This is a genomic window from Microlunatus elymi, from assembly GCF_007362775.1.
GTDB classification, from domain to species: domain Bacteria; phylum Actinomycetota; class Actinomycetes; order Propionibacteriales; family Propionibacteriaceae; genus Microlunatus; species Microlunatus elymi.
Genome location: NZ_CP041692.1, coordinates 4,130,676 through 4,144,682, shown reverse-complemented (window position 1 = coordinate 4,144,682; position 14,007 = coordinate 4,130,676). Strand labels below are relative to the sequence as shown.

General features: G+C 66.4%; 16 protein-coding genes. 13 read left to right on the top strand and 3 right to left on the bottom strand.

Annotated features, from left to right (window positions below; all coding sequences use genetic code 11):
- Nucleotides 1-40 precede the first annotated feature (40 nt).
- The 10 genes from ctaD (at nt 41) to FOE78_RS18635 (ending at nt 8,260) form a co-directional block, all read left to right on the top strand.
- Complete coding sequence (gene ctaD, locus FOE78_RS18680; protein WP_143988926.1) at nt 41-1,747, top strand: aa3-type cytochrome oxidase subunit I; 1,707 nt, start codon at nt 41-43, stop codon at nt 1,745-1,747.
- Nucleotides 1,744-2,139 carry a cytochrome c oxidase subunit 4 gene (locus FOE78_RS18675; RefSeq protein WP_143987623.1) on the top strand — a complete coding sequence of 132 codons (396 nt, stop codon included), beginning with the start codon at nt 1,744-1,746 and terminating at the stop codon, nt 2,137-2,139. Before ctaD ends, FOE78_RS18675 begins: the two co-directional genes overlap by 4 nt.
- Nucleotides 2,140-2,568: 429 nt before the next feature.
- A complete protein-coding gene (locus tag FOE78_RS18670; RefSeq protein WP_143987622.1) occupies nt 2,569-3,144 on the top strand; it encodes a PadR family transcriptional regulator in 576 nt (191 codons plus the stop codon).
- A complete protein-coding gene (locus FOE78_RS18665) occupies nt 3,117-4,601 on the top strand; it encodes a DHA2 family efflux MFS transporter permease subunit (protein ID WP_143987621.1) in 1,485 nt (494 codons plus the stop codon). The genes FOE78_RS18670 and FOE78_RS18665 overlap by 28 nt, the downstream gene beginning before the upstream one ends.
- 125 nt (nt 4,602-4,726) lie before the next feature.
- A complete protein-coding gene (locus FOE78_RS18660; RefSeq protein ID WP_143987620.1) occupies nt 4,727-6,265 on the top strand; it encodes a DHA2 family efflux MFS transporter permease subunit in 1,539 nt (512 codons plus the stop codon).
- A gap of 55 nt (nt 6,266-6,320) precedes the next feature.
- Nucleotides 6,321-6,596 (top strand): DUF2277 domain-containing protein, encoded by a 276-nt coding sequence (locus FOE78_RS18655; RefSeq protein ID WP_143987619.1) that lies wholly within the window; start codon nt 6,321-6,323, stop codon nt 6,594-6,596.
- A gap of 72 nt (nt 6,597-6,668) precedes the next feature.
- On the top strand, nt 6,669-6,938 hold the full coding sequence (locus FOE78_RS18650; protein WP_143987618.1) for a type II toxin-antitoxin system Phd/YefM family antitoxin: 270 nt from the start codon (nt 6,669-6,671) through the stop codon (nt 6,936-6,938).
- Between the two features lie 29 nt (nt 6,939-6,967).
- Nucleotides 6,968-7,333, top strand: coding sequence for a type II toxin-antitoxin system VapC family toxin (locus tag FOE78_RS18645; RefSeq protein ID WP_210414664.1), 366 nt, complete (start codon nt 6,968-6,970; stop codon nt 7,331-7,333).
- Between the two features lie 104 nt (nt 7,334-7,437).
- Nucleotides 7,438-7,794 (top strand): ArsR/SmtB family transcription factor, encoded by a 357-nt coding sequence (locus tag FOE78_RS18640; protein ID WP_143987616.1) that lies wholly within the window; start codon nt 7,438-7,440, stop codon nt 7,792-7,794.
- The gene (locus FOE78_RS18635) at nt 7,766-8,260 is read left to right on the top strand and encodes an SRPBCC family protein (RefSeq protein ID WP_143987615.1); all 495 of its coding nucleotides are present in this window, start codon (nt 7,766-7,768) and stop codon (nt 8,258-8,260) included. Before FOE78_RS18640 ends, FOE78_RS18635 begins: the two co-directional genes overlap by 29 nt.
- Nucleotides 8,261-8,267: 7 nt before the next feature.
- Here FOE78_RS18635 and FOE78_RS18630 read toward each other — a convergent pair whose 3' ends face one another.
- Nucleotides 8,268-9,722, bottom strand: coding sequence for a GuaB1 family IMP dehydrogenase-related protein (locus FOE78_RS18630; protein WP_168207283.1), 1,455 nt, complete (start codon nt 9,720-9,722; stop codon nt 8,268-8,270).
- A 4-nt stretch (nt 9,723-9,726) separates the two neighbouring features.
- Nucleotides 9,727-10,284 (bottom strand): PadR family transcriptional regulator, encoded by a 558-nt coding sequence (locus FOE78_RS18625; protein WP_143987613.1) that lies wholly within the window; start codon nt 10,282-10,284, stop codon nt 9,727-9,729.
- A 57-nt stretch (nt 10,285-10,341) separates the two neighbouring features.
- On the opposite strand from FOE78_RS18625, the gene FOE78_RS18620 reads away from it, so the two are divergent.
- From FOE78_RS18620 to FOE78_RS18610, 3 genes are read left to right on the top strand one after another with little or no spacing between them, the layout of a single operon-like run.
- Nucleotides 10,342-11,721 carry a carotenoid oxygenase family protein gene (locus tag FOE78_RS18620; RefSeq protein WP_143987612.1) on the top strand — a complete coding sequence of 460 codons (1,380 nt, stop codon included), beginning with the start codon at nt 10,342-10,344 and terminating at the stop codon, nt 11,719-11,721.
- A 14-nt stretch (nt 11,722-11,735) separates the two neighbouring features.
- The gene (locus FOE78_RS18615; protein ID WP_143987611.1) at nt 11,736-12,374 is read left to right on the top strand and encodes a VC0807 family protein; all 639 of its coding nucleotides are present in this window, start codon (nt 11,736-11,738) and stop codon (nt 12,372-12,374) included.
- Nucleotides 12,375-12,398: 24 nt separating this feature from the next.
- Entirely contained in the window at nt 12,399-13,412 is a 1,014-nt protein-coding gene (locus tag FOE78_RS18610) for a glutathione S-transferase family protein (protein WP_143987610.1), read from the top strand.
- 64 nt (nt 13,413-13,476) lie between these two features.
- Here FOE78_RS18610 and FOE78_RS18605 read toward each other — a convergent pair whose 3' ends face one another.
- Complete coding sequence (locus FOE78_RS18605; RefSeq protein WP_143987609.1) at nt 13,477-13,830, bottom strand: VOC family protein; 354 nt, start codon at nt 13,828-13,830, stop codon at nt 13,477-13,479.
- Between the last annotated feature and the right edge of the window lie 177 nt (nt 13,831-14,007).

The window sequence follows — 14,007 nt, the reverse complement described above, 5'->3', positions numbered from 1 at the left end:
TGCGACGGTCCGTACGGTTCCGCATGTCCGACGGCGGTCGATGGGCCACTTTGCCTGGCGCTGGCTGACCACCACCGATCACAAGATGATCGGCAATCTGTACTTCATCACGTCGCTGGCGTTCTTCGCCTTCGGCGGGGTGCTGGCGCTGGCGATCCGGGCCGAGCTGGCCTTCCCCGGGCTGCAGTTCCTCAGCTATGAGACGTACAACCAGTTCTTCACCATGCACGGCACGATCATGCTGTTGCTGTTCGCGACACCGTTGTTCTCCGCGTTCGCGAACGCCATCATGCCGCTGCAGATCGGTGCGCCGGACGTCGCGTTCCCGCGGCTGAACATGCTGTCGTACTGGTTCTTCCTGTTCGGCGGCCTGATCACCGTATCGGGCTTCCTGTCGCCGGAGGGTGCGGCCAGCTTCGGCTGGTTCGCCTACTCGCCGCTGAGCAACGCGGTGAACAGCCCCGGTGTCGGCGGCGACCTGTGGATCGTCGGCCTCTACCTGGTCGGTCTGTCCTCGATCCTCGGCTCGGTCAACTTCATCACCACCATCCTGACCATGCGGGCTCCCGGCATGACCATGTTCCGGATGCCGATCTTCACCTGGAACACGCTGATCACCGCACTGTTGGTGCTGATCGCCTTCCCGATCCTGGCCGCGGCGATGTTGATGCTGGAGGCGGACCGGAAGTTCGGGGCGCACATCTTCGATGCCGCCAACGGCGGGGCGATGTTGTGGCAGCACTTGTTCTGGTTCTTCGGCCATCCCGAGGTCTACATCATCGCCCTGCCGTTCTTCGGCATCATCACCGAGATCCTGCCGGTGTTCAGCCGCAAACCGCTGTTCGGCTACATGACGCTGGTCGGTGCGACGCTGTCGATCGCGGCCCTGTCGGTCGCGGTGTGGGCGCACCACATGTACGTGACCGGTGCGGTCAGCCTGCCGTTCTTCTCCTTCATGACCTTCCTGATCGCAGTGCCCACCGGAGTGAAGTTCTTCGACTGGATCGGCACCATGTGGGGCGGCAGTCTAAGTTTCGACACACCCATGTTGTGGTCGATCGGCTTCCTCACCACCTTCCTGTTCGGTGGACTGACCGGCGTCATCCTGGCCAGCCCGCCGCTGGACTTCCAGCTGTCGGACTCGTACTTCGTGGTCGCGCACTTCCACTACGTCGTGTTCGGCACGGTGGTGTTCGCGATGTTCGGTGGTTTCTACTTCTGGTGGCCGAAGCTGACCGGGCGGATGCTGGACGAGAAGTGGGGCAAGATCCACTTCTGGTTGTTGTTCATCGGCTTCCACACCACCTTCCTGGTGCAGCACTGGCTCGGCGTCGAGGGCATGCCGCGGCGCTACGCCGACTACCTGCCGAACGAGGGCTTCACGGTCCTCAACCAGGTGTCGTCGTTCGGTGCGTTCCTGCTCGGTGCCTCGATGCTGCCGTTCATCTACAACGTCTGGAAGTCGCGGAAGAACCCGCTGGTCAAGGTCGACGACCCGTGGGGCTGGGGCCGGTCGCTGGAGTGGGCGACCTCCTGCCCGCCGCCGCGGCACAACTTCGATTCGCTGCCGCGGATCCGTTCCGAATCCCCGGCTTTCGATCTGCATCATCCCGAGATCGCGCTCGAGGAATACCCGGACAACATGGCCGGCGAGAACGAGTTCCTCGACTCCGGCGAGCATCAGGGCCGGCTCGGCGCGCTGATCGGCAACGTCGAACACACTGCGGGGAAGGATGATCAGCGATGAGGGCTGAAGCGCGGATCTTCTTGATCCTGACGGCGTTCTTCTTGATCGTCGCGCCGGTCTACTGGTTCACGACCCACGAGACCACCGGCACCGCCGCGTTGATCCTGACCTTCTTCCTGTCGTTGATGATCACCGGCTACCTCGCCCTGATCGCCCGCCGGATCGATGACCGGCCGGAGGACAAGCGGGAGGGCGAGATCGTCGAGGGAGCCGGCGAGGTCGGCTTCTTCCCGCCGCAGAGCATCTGGCCGCTGTTCTGTGCCCTCAGCCTGGCCTTCGTGATGGTCGGCATCGTGATCGGTTGGTGGATCGTGATCATCGCCGGCGCCCTCGGCGTCGTCTCCCTGACCGGCATGATCTACCAGTACTACCGGGGCGAGCACGCGCACTAGGTAAAGCGCAGTCGAGCCGGCGGCCGGGAAATCCCGGCCGCCGGCTCGACTGCGTTTTGCCTAGTGCGATTTGATTCAGTCCGTCTGGTTGCCGCTGGCCGCGGTCTTGTGTGCTGCAGGTTGCGCTTCCGGGGAGGGCCCCGGGAAGTTCGGATCGGCGCGGTGACTCGATGGTGCGCAGTCAGTGGTCGTGTCGTGCCGACTACGTCCGACGCAACCGTCAGACGCCGTCCCCTCCCGGCTGCCCGGTGCGCCTGGACCGCCGGTGCTGGGATTCAAGGAGGTTGCGGTCGCTGCGGGCGCGGTTATGGGTGCTGGAGCTCCTGCAATTTGCGGTCTGAGTCGAAAGAGCCGCGGACCGAGTTGCAACGGGCACTTCCATCACGTATATTCCACGTGGAGTAGTTGAGGTGGAGTGGTCGGGGTGAGATGGCGGAGTTGACCACGCTGGCGGTTTCGGTGCTGGCGTTGCTGGCCGAACGGCCGATGCATCCGTACGAGGCGTACGGGGTGTTGATGCAGCGACGGGCCGACTGGCTGGTCAAGGTTCGGCCCGGCTCGCTGTACCACACCGTCGAGCGGCTCGATCGCGACGGCCTGGTCGAGGCGACCGGGACCGAGCGCGAGGGCGGCCGGCCCGAACGCACCACGTACGCGATCACGGACGACGGCTACACCGCGCTCGAACAGTGGGTACGCAAGACGCTCGCCGACCCCGGACGGGAGTACCCGCGCTTCCCGGTGGCACTGGCCGAGGCGCACAACCTGCCCGCTCAGGCGGTGATCGAACTGCTGACCAGCTATCTGCAACTCATCGACTCCGAGATCGCCGTGGGCGAGGCGGCCACCCAGCAGCTTCGGGCCCGCCCGTTGCAAGAGGCGCACTGGCTCGAGGTCGACTATCTGCTCGCACTGCGCCGTGCCGAACGCGACTGGATCGCGAACACCATTCATCGCTTGCAAACAAAGGAACTTCCATGGCCCACGCCGCGCCGCAGACCGTGAGACCTGCGCACGCCCAGCCTGCCAGCCCGTGGCCAGCCATGCTGGCGCTGGTTCTCGGCTTCTTCATGATCTTGGTCGACTCGACCATCGTCTCGGTCGCCACCCCGGCGATCATGCGTGGACTCGACGCCGACGTGAACTCGGTGATCTGGGTGACCAGCGCGTACCTGCTGGCCTACGCCGTACCGCTGCTGATCACCGGCCGGCTCGGCGACCGGGTCGGGCCGAAGGTGCTCTACCAGGTCGGACTGGTCGTCTTCACCCTGTCCTCGCTCTGGTGCGGGCTGTCGAACGGCATCGAGATGTTGATCATCGCCCGGGTGTTCCAGGGGCTCGGCGCCTCGATGATGACGCCGCAGACGATGGCGGTGATCACCAGGACCTTCCCGCCGGAACGCCGCGGCAAGGCGATGGCGCTGTGGGGCGCGGTCGCCGGCATCGCCAACGTGGTCGGCCCGGTGGCCGGTGGATTGTTGATCGACGGACCCGGCTGGGAATGGATCTTCTTCATCAACATCCCGGTCGGCGTGGTCGCCTTCGTGCTGGCTTGGCGGCTGGTGCCGAAGCTGGAGACGCACAGCCATCGCTTCGACATCCTCGGTGTCATCCTCAGCGCGGCCGGCATGTTCTGCATCGTCTTCGGCATCCAGGAAGGCGAGACGTACGACTGGGACGGCTGGATCTGGCTGCTGATCGGCGCCGGCGTGCTGGTGATGATCGGTTTCGTAGTCTGGCAGCGATTCAACAAGCACGAGCCGCTGGTTCCGCTGTCGCTGTTCCGCGATCGCAACTTCTCGCTGTCCAACATCGCCATCAGCACGGTCGGTTTCATGATCGTCGCGATGTCGCTGCCATTGATGTTGTACGCGCAGACCGTGCTCGGGCTGTCGCCGACGAAGTCGGCGTTGTTGATCTTGCCGATGGCCGTGATCGGCATCGTGCTGGCCCCGTTCGTCGGCCGGATGGTCGACCGGATGCATCCGCGCTACCTGGCCGGCTTCGGCACCCTGTGCGATGCCGCAGCACTGTTCTGGATCGCGAAGCTGATCGGTCCCGACACCCCGATCTGGCAACTGCTGCTGCCGATCACCCTGCTCGGCATCGGCACCGCGTTCACCTTCGGCCCGCTCAGTACCACCGCCAACCGAAACCTGCCGATGGCGCAGGCCGGTGCCGGATCCGGTGTCTTCAACGCCACCCGCCAGGTCGGCTCGGTGCTCGGCAGTTCCGCGATCGCGGCGCTGATGCAAGCCCGGCTGGCCGCCAACCTGCCTGCCATGAAGGGCGGGGGTGCCACCGGCGGCTCCTACGGCGGCGTGTTGCCGGTGCCGCTGCGGGCCGGCTTCGCCACCGCGATGGCGCAGTCGGTGCTGCTGCCGGCCGCCGTGATCCTGGTCGGCTTCGTGGCCGCGCTGTTCTTCGAGGCGCCCAAGCACCTGGCCGGCCGAGACCGATAAACCCGGAGACGACTGTCGGTGCCGCCGGGTAGGAATGTTCCTGACCGGCGGCTTGTTGCCGTCGTGGGCGACGACGCCACACGACCCATCCCGCCAGTCCGCTCAGGACCCTCGCAAGGAGATTCATGACTCGACCCATCGACGTGGCGCCACGCTCGGAAGAGCTCGCCAGCGCGGCACCGGCGAGCCCGGCCGCGGCGTTCGGCACGCCAACGGGTGGCGCCAATCCCTGGCGGGCGATGATCGCGCTGGTGATCGGCTTCTTCGTGATCATGATCGACACCACCATCGTCTCGGTCGCGACGCCGGCGCTGATGACCGATCTGCACGCCGGCGTGACCGACGTGGTGTGGGTGACCAGCGCCTACCTGCTGGCCTACGCCGTACCGCTGCTGATCACCGGCCGACTCGGCGACCGGGTCGGGCCGAAGTGGATGTATCTGTCCGGCTTGGCGGTCTTCACCCTGTCCTCGTTGTGGTGCGGCCTGTCCGCCGACATCGAGATGCTGATCATCGCCCGGGTGTTCCAGGGCCTCGGTGCGGCGATGATGGTGCCGCAGACGATGGCGGTGATCACCCGCATCTTCCCGCCCGAGCGCCGTGGCAAGGCGACCAGTCTGTGGGGTGCAGTGGCCGGAATCGCCGGACTGATCGGCCCGATTCTCGGCGGTGTGCTGATCGACGGACCCGGCTGGCAGTGGATCTTCTTCGTCAATCTGCCGGTCGGCGTCGTCGGGATCGTGCTGGCCTGGAAGTGGGTTCCGTCGCTGCCGACGCACAGCCACCGCTTCGACGTCGTCGGCGTGATCCTCAGCGCCATCGGCATGTTCAGCCTGGTCTTCGGCATCCAGGAAGGCAGCCACCTGAACTGGGACTACCGCGCCTGGTTGTTGATCATCGGTGGGCTCGTGGTGATGGCGGTCTTCGTCGGCTGGCAGGCCAAGGGTGCCGCCGAGCCGCTGGTGCCGCTGAGCCTGTTCAAGGACCGCAACTTCTCGCTGGCCAATGTCGCGATCACCGCGGTCGGGGTGGTGATGGTCGGCTTCCAGCTCCCGTTCATGCTGTACGCCCAGACCGTGCGCGGGCTGGATCCCACCGGAGCGGCGCTGCTGACCGCCCCGATGGCGATCCTGAGCATGATCTTCGCCCCGATCGTCGGCCGGCTGGTGGACACCAAACATCCCCGCTACCTGGCCGGCTTCGGCATGCTGGCCAGTTCGGTCGGCCTGTTCTGGATGGCCGCGGTGATGCGCCCGGACACCCCGATCTGGCAGATCCTGCTGCCGGTCTCCCTGTACGGGTTGGGAAATGCGTTCATCTTCGCTCCGCTGGGCGTCTCCGCCAACCGCAACCTGCCGATGTCCCAGGCGGGCGCCGGATCGGGTGTCTTCAACAACTCGCGTCAGGTCGGCGCCGTGCTGGGCAGCGCCGGGATCGCAGCGCTGATGACCTCCAGGCTGGCCGATCTGGTGCCGCAGTTGTCCGGCGGAATCAGCGCCGAACCGGCCGCCTCGGCCGGCCACGGATCGATGCCGGCGCAGGTGCTCGACGGCTTCAGTACGGCGATGGGGCAGTCCCTGCTGCTGCCGGCCGTGGTGATGTTGGCGGGCTTCGTCAGCGCGATCTTCCTGGTGGCGCCGAAGCATCTGCAGCGCCGGCGCTGAGCGTGGATCCCGCCTGAGCCTGGTGGGTGTCGGCGCTCGATCCTAGGATCGACCCATGTGCCGAAACATTCGCCAATTGCACAACTTTGAGCCGGCCGCGAGCTCGCAGGAGGTGCACGACGCCGCCCTGCAGTACGTCCGCAAGATCGCCGGCACCACCAAACCCTCCAAAGCCAATCAGGAGGCCTTCGATCGCGCGGTGGCCGAGATCGCCCACGTGACCCAGCATCTGCTGGACGACCTGGTGACCACCGCGCCGCCGAAGAACCGTGAGGAGGAGGCGGCCAAGCGTCGGGCCCGATCCGCGGAGCGCTACGCCAGGACCGGGTAGCCATAGCCAGAGCGCAATCACCGAAGTCGTCGGGGACGCTCGTGTAGCACATCTAGTGCTACGGTCCCTGGTATGGAGCGTATTGGCGTGCGGGAGCTGCGGCAACACGCGACCCGGTATCTGGCGTTGGTCAAGGCGGGGGAGACAGTTGAGGTGACTGATCGAGGGGAGCTCGTCGCCCGGTTGGTTCCAGTCACCGTCGCCGAAACGGTCCGCGATGAACTCATTCGTGCTGGGCAACTGGCACCGGCCGCGCAGCCGCGTGGACGCGTGCGCAGGCGACCTGCTACCTCGGGGATGACCACTGCGGAGGCGCTCGACCTTGAACGCGGTGACCAGTGATCTATCTCGACAGTTCGGCGCTGCTGAAGTTGCTGCACACCGAGCAAGACTCGGATGCGTTGGAGAACTGGTTGCCGCTCGACGTCGATTGGCTGAGCAGCGAACTTGCCTGGACTGAGGTCCTGCGTGCGACCCGGCGAATCGATGAGGATTGGCTGCCGGAGGCGATGAATCTGTTGCGCATGTTGGATCTGATTCCGGTCACCCGGCCGGTTCTCGAACGTGCCGCACTGATCGCCGCGCCGGTGCTGCGCAGTCCCGATGCCATTCATCTGGCTACCGCCGAACTGGTGCGTCACGGGCTCACCGCGTTCGTCAGCTATGACGATCGGTTGGATTCTGCCGCGCGGGCAGCGGGTCATCCAACGTTCCGTCCGCGCGACCCGAGCGGCTGACGATCGGGCGCAGTGACCCGACCGTTTTTCAACTGGTTGGTTGACAACGCGCCATGGTCGTGGTGAAGTGTTACTCAACCAATTAGTTGAGAAAGGCTCCGGTGATGGCACAGGATCAGCTGTCGAGGGTCTTCGCCGCACTGGCCGAACCGACCCGGCGCGACATCGTTGCGCGGCTCGCGGTCGGCGACGCCACGGTCGGCGAGCTGGCGGCTCCGTACGAGATGTCCATGCAGGCGGTCTCCAAGCACATCAAGGTGCTGACCGACGCCGGCTTGGTCACGCAGTCCCGGGACGCGCAGCGGCGGCCGGTGCATCTCGAGGCGGAGGTGTTCGACCTGATGACGAAGTGGATCGAGCGCTATCAGCGACAGGCTGAGGAGCGTTACCAGCGACTGGACGCCGTTCTCTCCACGATGAAGGAGAAGCAGCATGAGCACGAGCAAGAACGAGGTGCGTGAGGCGGCGATCATCGCCGACCCTGACCTGCCCAAGGTCACGATCACCCGCGAGTTCGACGCCACCCCGGAGCTGGTCTTCCGGGCCCACGTCGACCCGGAGATCTTTGCCCAATGGATCGGGCCGAACCGTTACCAGGTGACGATCGATCGGTGGCAGGCCGAGACCGGCGGCAGCTACCGCTACCTGATCGGCGAAGGGGAGGAGCGGCAGGGCTTCTTCGGCTCCTTCCATCAGGTGCTGCCCGACGAGCTCAAGGTCGTCCAGACGTGGGGCTGGGAAGGCATGCCGGACGCGGTCAGCCTGGAGACGCTGACCTTCACCGAGCTGCCCGGCGGCCGCACCCTGCTGACCTCGGTCGGCCTGGTCGACTCGATGGAGGCCCAGGCCGGGATGCTGGCCAGCGGGATGGAGGTCGGCGTCAACGAGGGCTACGCCAAGCTGGACGAGCTGCTCGCGCGAGAGTGAACCGCGATCACCAGCCGGCCGGCAGTGGACGACCCTCCTCGTAGCCGGAGTTGGACTGCACACCGACCTGGGCGAACCGGTAGAACTCGTCCAGGTTGGTGGCGCCGGCGTAGGTGCAACTGCTGCGGACGCCGGAGATGATCTGGTCGATCAGATCCTCGACGCTGGGCCGGTCGGGATCCAGATACATCCGGGAGGACGAGATGCCCTCCTCGAACAACCCGGCCCGCGCCCGGTCGAAACCAGACGACGTACGGGTCCGCATTTTCACTGCCCGGGCCGAGGCCATCCCGAATGACTCCTTGTAGGCGCGGCCTTCGGCGTCGGTCATCAGGTTGCCGGTGCTCTCGTACGTGCCGGCGAACCAGGATCCGATCATCACGCTGCCCGCGCCGGCGGCCAGCGCGAGCGCGACATCGCGCGGGTAGCGCACCCCGCCGTCGGCCCAGATCGAGGCGCCGGCCTCGCGGGCCGCCTCGGCACATTCGAGCACCGCGCTGAACTGGGGGCGGCCGACACCGGTCATCATCCGAGTGGTGCACATCGCGCCCGGCCCGACGCCGACCTTGATCACGTCCGCCCCGGCTTCGATCAACTCCCGTACGCCGTCGGCCGAGACCACGTTGCCGGCAGCCAGCGGCACCCGGCGGCCGGTCGCCTCGGCGGCCCTGTCGCGGGCCTCCCGGACAGCCTTCAGCGCGGAGATCATCTTGTCCTGATGGCCGTGCGCGGTGTCCACGACCAGCACGTCCACGCCGTCGGCCAGCAGTGCTTCGGCCCGGCCGGCCACGTCGCCGTTGATGCCGACCGCGGCCCCGACCATAAGTCGTCCGGATGGGTCGATCGCCGGCCGGTAGAGGGTGGAGCGCAGCGCGTGCTTGCGGGTCATCACCCCGAGCAGTCGGTCGTCGTCGCAGACCAGTGCGACGCTCAGGTGCTTCTCGGCGAGCAGGTCGAAGATCTGCTGCGGAGCGGTGCTGGGCGAGACGATCAGCGGATCGTCGCCCATCACCTCGTGCACCTGGGCGAAGCGGTCCACGCCGATCGTGTCGGACTCGTCGACCAGGCCGACCGGTTTGCCGTCGTCGACCACGACCACCGCGCCGTGTGCCCGCTTGGACAGCAACGAGATCGACTCGCCGACGGTGCTGTGCGGGGTGACCGAGATCGGGGTGTCGAACACCGGGTGGCTGTTCTTGATCTTGGCCACGGTGCCGGCGACGACGTCGGTGGGGATGTCCTGGGGGATGATCGCGACCCCGCCGCGGCGGGCGACCGTCTCGGCCATCCGGCGACCGGAGACGGCGGTCATGTTCGCCACCACCAGCGGGATCGTGGTGCCGATGCCGTCGGTGCTGGTCAGGTCGACATCGAGCCGCGAGGCGACGGCGGAGCGCCGCGGGACCATGAACACGTCGGAGTAGGTCAGGTCGTACGCGGGCGGGGTGGCGATGAATTTCACCCGGCTATTGTTCCAGGCCCGCCAAACCGTCCGCGCCGTGCTCGCCGTCGGCCAGTCGGGCGATCGCCCAGTGGGCCCAGTCGATGGTCGCGCGATAGACCCGCAAGCCGTACTGGGCGGCCATCGCGCCGTTCCCGACCGTGTCGCCATGCACCCGGGCGATCTCGTCCAGCTCACCGGTGAGCAGTGTGATCTGTTCCTCGGCGAACTCGATCGTCTTGTGCAGCACCTGCTCGGCGTCGGCCGGTGGCAGCGCGGGCAGCAGGAACAGCCGCAGCACGTACTCGTTGCGAACGCCGGCGGTGGTCGGCCGTTGCAGCAACCACTCCCGTAGCAGGTCTGCCCCCTGGTCGGTGATCGCGTACGTCTTGCGGCCGCGGGCGCCCTCCTCGGCGACCCGGATCAGGTCGTCGGCCAGCAGCTTCTTCAGCTCCGGATAGATCTGGCTGTGCTGGGCATGCCAGGCGTAGGCCCCGATGCCTTCCTCGAACCGGCGGGTCAGGTCGTACCCGCTGCAGGGTCGTTCGTTGAGCAGGCCGAGCAGGGCGAATCGCAAGGACATGCCCACAGCCTATCTGAAACTCTTGACATGTCGAAACTGACATGTCAGTCTCTTCCTATGACAGCAACCGAAGCGGCTCCGACCGCGATGTTCACCGGCGGAGTGTTTGCGCCGGTGCCGGACGAGATCGACGCGCACGACCTGGAAGTGATCGGCAACATCCCGGCCGAACTCGACGGCCGCTACCTTCGCAACGGTCCGAATCCGCTCCCGGGCGACCGCGCGGCCCACTGGTTCATCGGCCACGGGATGCTGCACGGCGTCCGTATCAGCAGCGGCCGGGCGCTCTGGTATCGCAATCGCTGGGTCGACAATTCGGCCGCGACCGGGCAGCCGATCCTCGATGCGTCCGGCCGCGACCTGCGCCGCAACTCCGCCAACACCCACGTCATCGAGCACGGCGGCGCCCTGCTCGCTCTCTGCGAGGGTGGGCTGCCGTACGAGGTGACCGGCGAGCTGGACACGGTCGGTCCGTACGACTTCGGCGGCCGGCTGCGTACCGCGATGACCGCGCACCCGAAGACCGACCCGGTCACCGGTGAGCTCTACTTCTACGGCTATTCCGCGACGGCGCCGTACCTGACCTTCCACGTCGCCGACGCGGCCGGACGGCTGCTCTGCTCGGTGCCGGTGGACGTGCCGGGGCCGACCATGATGCACGACTTCGCCATCACCGAGCACTACGTGATCTGGCTGGATCTGCCGGTGGTGTTCCGGCCGCAGGATCGGCCGACCATGCCGTTCGTCTGGGACGAGAACTACGGTGCCCGGATCGGGGTGATGTCCAGAATGGCCGGGCGCGGTGCGCCGGCGACGGTGCAGTGGTTCGACATCGATCCCTGCTACGTCTTCCACGTCGGCAATGCTCGGGAAGATGATCATGGCCGGTTGATCTTGGACGCGGTGCGCTATGCCGAGTCGACGTTCAGCATGATGTGGGGCGCGATCGGCGGCAGCAGTAGCCGCGGACACGGCAATCTGGTCGCCGACGCCGGTCTGTCCAGTGTGTTGCACCGATGGCTGATCGACCCAGCGACCGGGCGGATATCCGAAGCCCAGTTGGATGATCGCGATGTTGAGTTCCCGAGCATCAATGATGATCATGTCGGCAGGGCCAGCCGCTACCTGTACGCGGTCTCCGGCAGTGGCAACGGCGGTGTGATCAAGTACGACACCGATTCCGGCGCGACGACAGAGCACCAGTTCGAGGAGCCGCATCACGTCGGTGAGGCAGTCTTCGTGCCCGGTCGCCGGGCGGATGCCGCCGAGGACGAGGGATGGCTGCTCAGTATCGTCAGTCCGGCCGACGGCGGCCGGTCGGAGTTGTTGATCATGGACGCCGGTGCGGTGGCGGCCGGGCCGGTGGCCCGGGTGATCTTGCCACGCCGGGTGCCGGCAGGATTTCATGGATCGTGGATCAGCGCGGGGGATCGATGATGAACGAGCGCAAGATGATCTTGAGTATCGTCTGGGTACTGTTCCTGGACGCCGGGCTCGCGGTCGGCGCGTACTTGACCGCCCGGGCGCTCGGAGCCGACCTTTTCGCGGCGCTGCTGATCGGCACCATCGTGGCCGGCCTGCGGGCGGCGTACGTGATCATCCGGCGGCACGAGGTGGATGCTTTCTCGTTGTTCATGATCGCCACGTTCGGCATCGGGCTGGTGATGAGTGTGCTGACCGGAAGTCCGCGATTCCTGCTGGCCAAGGATTCCATCGCCACCGCGGTGTCGGGGATGATCTTCCTCAGCACCCTGCTGGCCGGTAAGCCGATGATGTTCTATCTCGCTCAGCGGTTCGGTGCCTCGTCGGCCGAGGAGCGGCTGGAGTGGCAACGGCTGTGGCCGACCAATGCCGGATTCCGGGCCCTCTTCCGCCGGCAGACCGTCGTGTGGGGGATCGCCTTCCTGGTCGAGGCCGTGGCGAAGTTGATCTTGGTGCTGCTGTTGCCGGTGGCCACGATGGCGCCGATCGTGCCGTTCTTCACCCCGGTGTTGATCACCACGCTGGTGATCTGGACCGTTCGCGACAGCGCGAAGGCTCAGCGGCGGCTGCGGGCCGAGGCGGCCAGCCCGTCGGTGGTTGAGAGTTGAACTGCTGGCCCTAAGCTGTGCGGCATGGCTTCCTATGTCGAGGGCGGCAAGGACTACAACCGGGACATGAACTACATCGGGGACCGGATCACCCAGGATGGTCGAGACGGTTGGCCGGTGCAGGCGGGGCGATATCGGCTGATCGCCGCCCGGGCTTGCCCGTGGGCGAACCGCACGCTGATCGTGCGCCGGTTGCTGGGGCTGGAGGATGCGATCTCGCTCGGTCTGTGCGGGCCGACACACGACGTACGCAGCTGGACCTTCGATCTCGACCCCGGCGGAGTCGATCCGGTGCTCGGCTACGAACGGCTGCAGCAGGCCTACTTCGCCCGCTACCCGGACTATCCGCGGGGGATCACGGTCCCGGCAATCGTGGACATCCCGACCAAGGCGGTGGTCACCAACGACTTCCCGACGATCACGGTCGACTTCGAGACCGAGTGGACCGACTTCCATCGCGACGGCGCGCCGGACCTCTATCCGGACAAGCTGCGGGATGAGATCGAGGAGGTGGCGCATCGGGTCTTCACCGAGGTCAACAACGGCGTCTACCGGTGCGGATTCGCCGGCTCGCAGGAGGCGTACGACTCCGCCTACGACCGGCTCTTCACCGCGCTCGACTGGCTGGAGGAGCGACTCAGCGAGCAGCGTTACCTGGTCGGCGACACGATCACCGAGGCCGACGTCCGGCTGTTCACCACGCTGGCCCGCTTCGATCCCGTGTACCACGGTCACTTCAAGTGCAACCGGAACAAGCTGGACGAGATGCCGGCGCTGTGGGGGTATGCCCGGGACCTGTTCCAGACCCCCGGCTTCGGCGACACCATCGACTTCGTCCAGATCAAGCGGCACTACTACGTCGTACACAGCGACATCAACCCGACCGGCATCGTGCCGAAGGGCCCCGACCTGTCCAACTGGCTGACGCCGCATCACCGCGAGCAACTCGGCGGCCGGCCGTTCGGCGACGGCACGCCGCCCGGTCCGCCCGTGCCCGCCGAGGTCGTCCCGGCAGGACACACGCCACTACCGGCCTGAGTCCGAACTGGCGACTCAACGCTGCTCCGCATCATCATCGGGCGCGGGCCGGGCTGCCCCTCGGTCAGTGACCGGACGCGACGCAGAATTCGTTTCCCTGCGGATCGGCCAGCGTCACCCACGCGAAGTCGCCCATCGACCGCTTCTCGACCAGCAGCGCACCAGCCGCGATCAGGCCGTCGGCCGTGGCGTCCAGGTTGCCGTCGGTCATCAGATCGAGATGGATCTTGTTCTTCCCGGGTGTTGGCTCTGCCACCTTCTGGAAGGAGAGGAATCCGGGCAGCCCGCCGCCCTTGACGGTGACGAACCAACCGTCGTTGGTGGCCACGATCTCTGCGCCCAATTGTTCGGCCCACCAAGCGGCGATCGGCTCCGGATCGCTCGAATCAACGGTGACGGCACCCAATGAAAGAGTCATGCCAGCAGCCTGCCAGCCGCCACCGACAGCCACAGACTCCATATTCGACTCGGTGCATGCACCGGCGCAGCACCGCGCTGTCGGCAATTTCAGGAGCTCAGGCACCCGTACGGGCCGCCCGAGCGGACGGACCCTCCTGAAATCCCGGTCCGCGAGTGATCCGTTCTGACTGGTGCT

Excerpts from the sequence above, each read along its gene's own strand:
- FOE78_RS18670 (WP_143987622.1), top strand. The coding sequence starts at position 2,569 with ATGGCGGAGTTGACCACGCTGGCGGTTTCGGTGCTGGCGTTGCTGGCC.
- FOE78_RS18640 (WP_143987616.1), top strand. The coding sequence starts at position 7,438 with ATGGCACAGGATCAGCTGTCGAGGGTCTTCGCCGCACTGGCCGAACCG.
- ctaD (WP_143988926.1), top strand. The coding sequence starts at position 41 with ATGGGCCACTTTGCCTGGCGCTGGCTGACCACCACCGATCACAAGATG.
- FOE78_RS18615 (WP_143987611.1), top strand. The coding sequence starts at position 11,736 with ATGATCTTGAGTATCGTCTGGGTACTGTTCCTGGACGCCGGGCTCGCG.
- FOE78_RS18650 (WP_143987618.1), top strand. The coding sequence starts at position 6,669 with ATGGAGCGTATTGGCGTGCGGGAGCTGCGGCAACACGCGACCCGGTAT.
- FOE78_RS18665 (WP_143987621.1), top strand. The coding sequence starts at position 3,117 with ATGGCCCACGCCGCGCCGCAGACCGTGAGACCTGCGCACGCCCAGCCT.
- FOE78_RS18655 (WP_143987619.1), top strand. The coding sequence starts at position 6,321 with ATGTGCCGAAACATTCGCCAATTGCACAACTTTGAGCCGGCCGCGAGC.
- FOE78_RS18675 (WP_143987623.1), top strand. The coding sequence starts at position 1,744 with ATGAGGGCTGAAGCGCGGATCTTCTTGATCCTGACGGCGTTCTTCTTG.
- FOE78_RS18620 (WP_143987612.1), top strand. The coding sequence starts at position 10,342 with ATGACAGCAACCGAAGCGGCTCCGACCGCGATGTTCACCGGCGGAGTG.
- FOE78_RS18635 (WP_143987615.1), top strand. The coding sequence starts at position 7,766 with ATGAGCACGAGCAAGAACGAGGTGCGTGAGGCGGCGATCATCGCCGAC.
- FOE78_RS18625 (WP_143987613.1), bottom strand. The coding sequence starts at position 10,284 with ATGTCCTTGCGATTCGCCCTGCTCGGCCTGCTCAACGAACGACCCTGC.
- FOE78_RS18610 (WP_143987610.1), top strand. The coding sequence starts at position 12,399 with ATGGCTTCCTATGTCGAGGGCGGCAAGGACTACAACCGGGACATGAAC.
- FOE78_RS18660 (WP_143987620.1), top strand. The coding sequence starts at position 4,727 with ATGACTCGACCCATCGACGTGGCGCCACGCTCGGAAGAGCTCGCCAGC.
- FOE78_RS18605 (WP_143987609.1), bottom strand. The coding sequence starts at position 13,830 with ATGACTCTTTCATTGGGTGCCGTCACCGTTGATTCGAGCGATCCGGAG.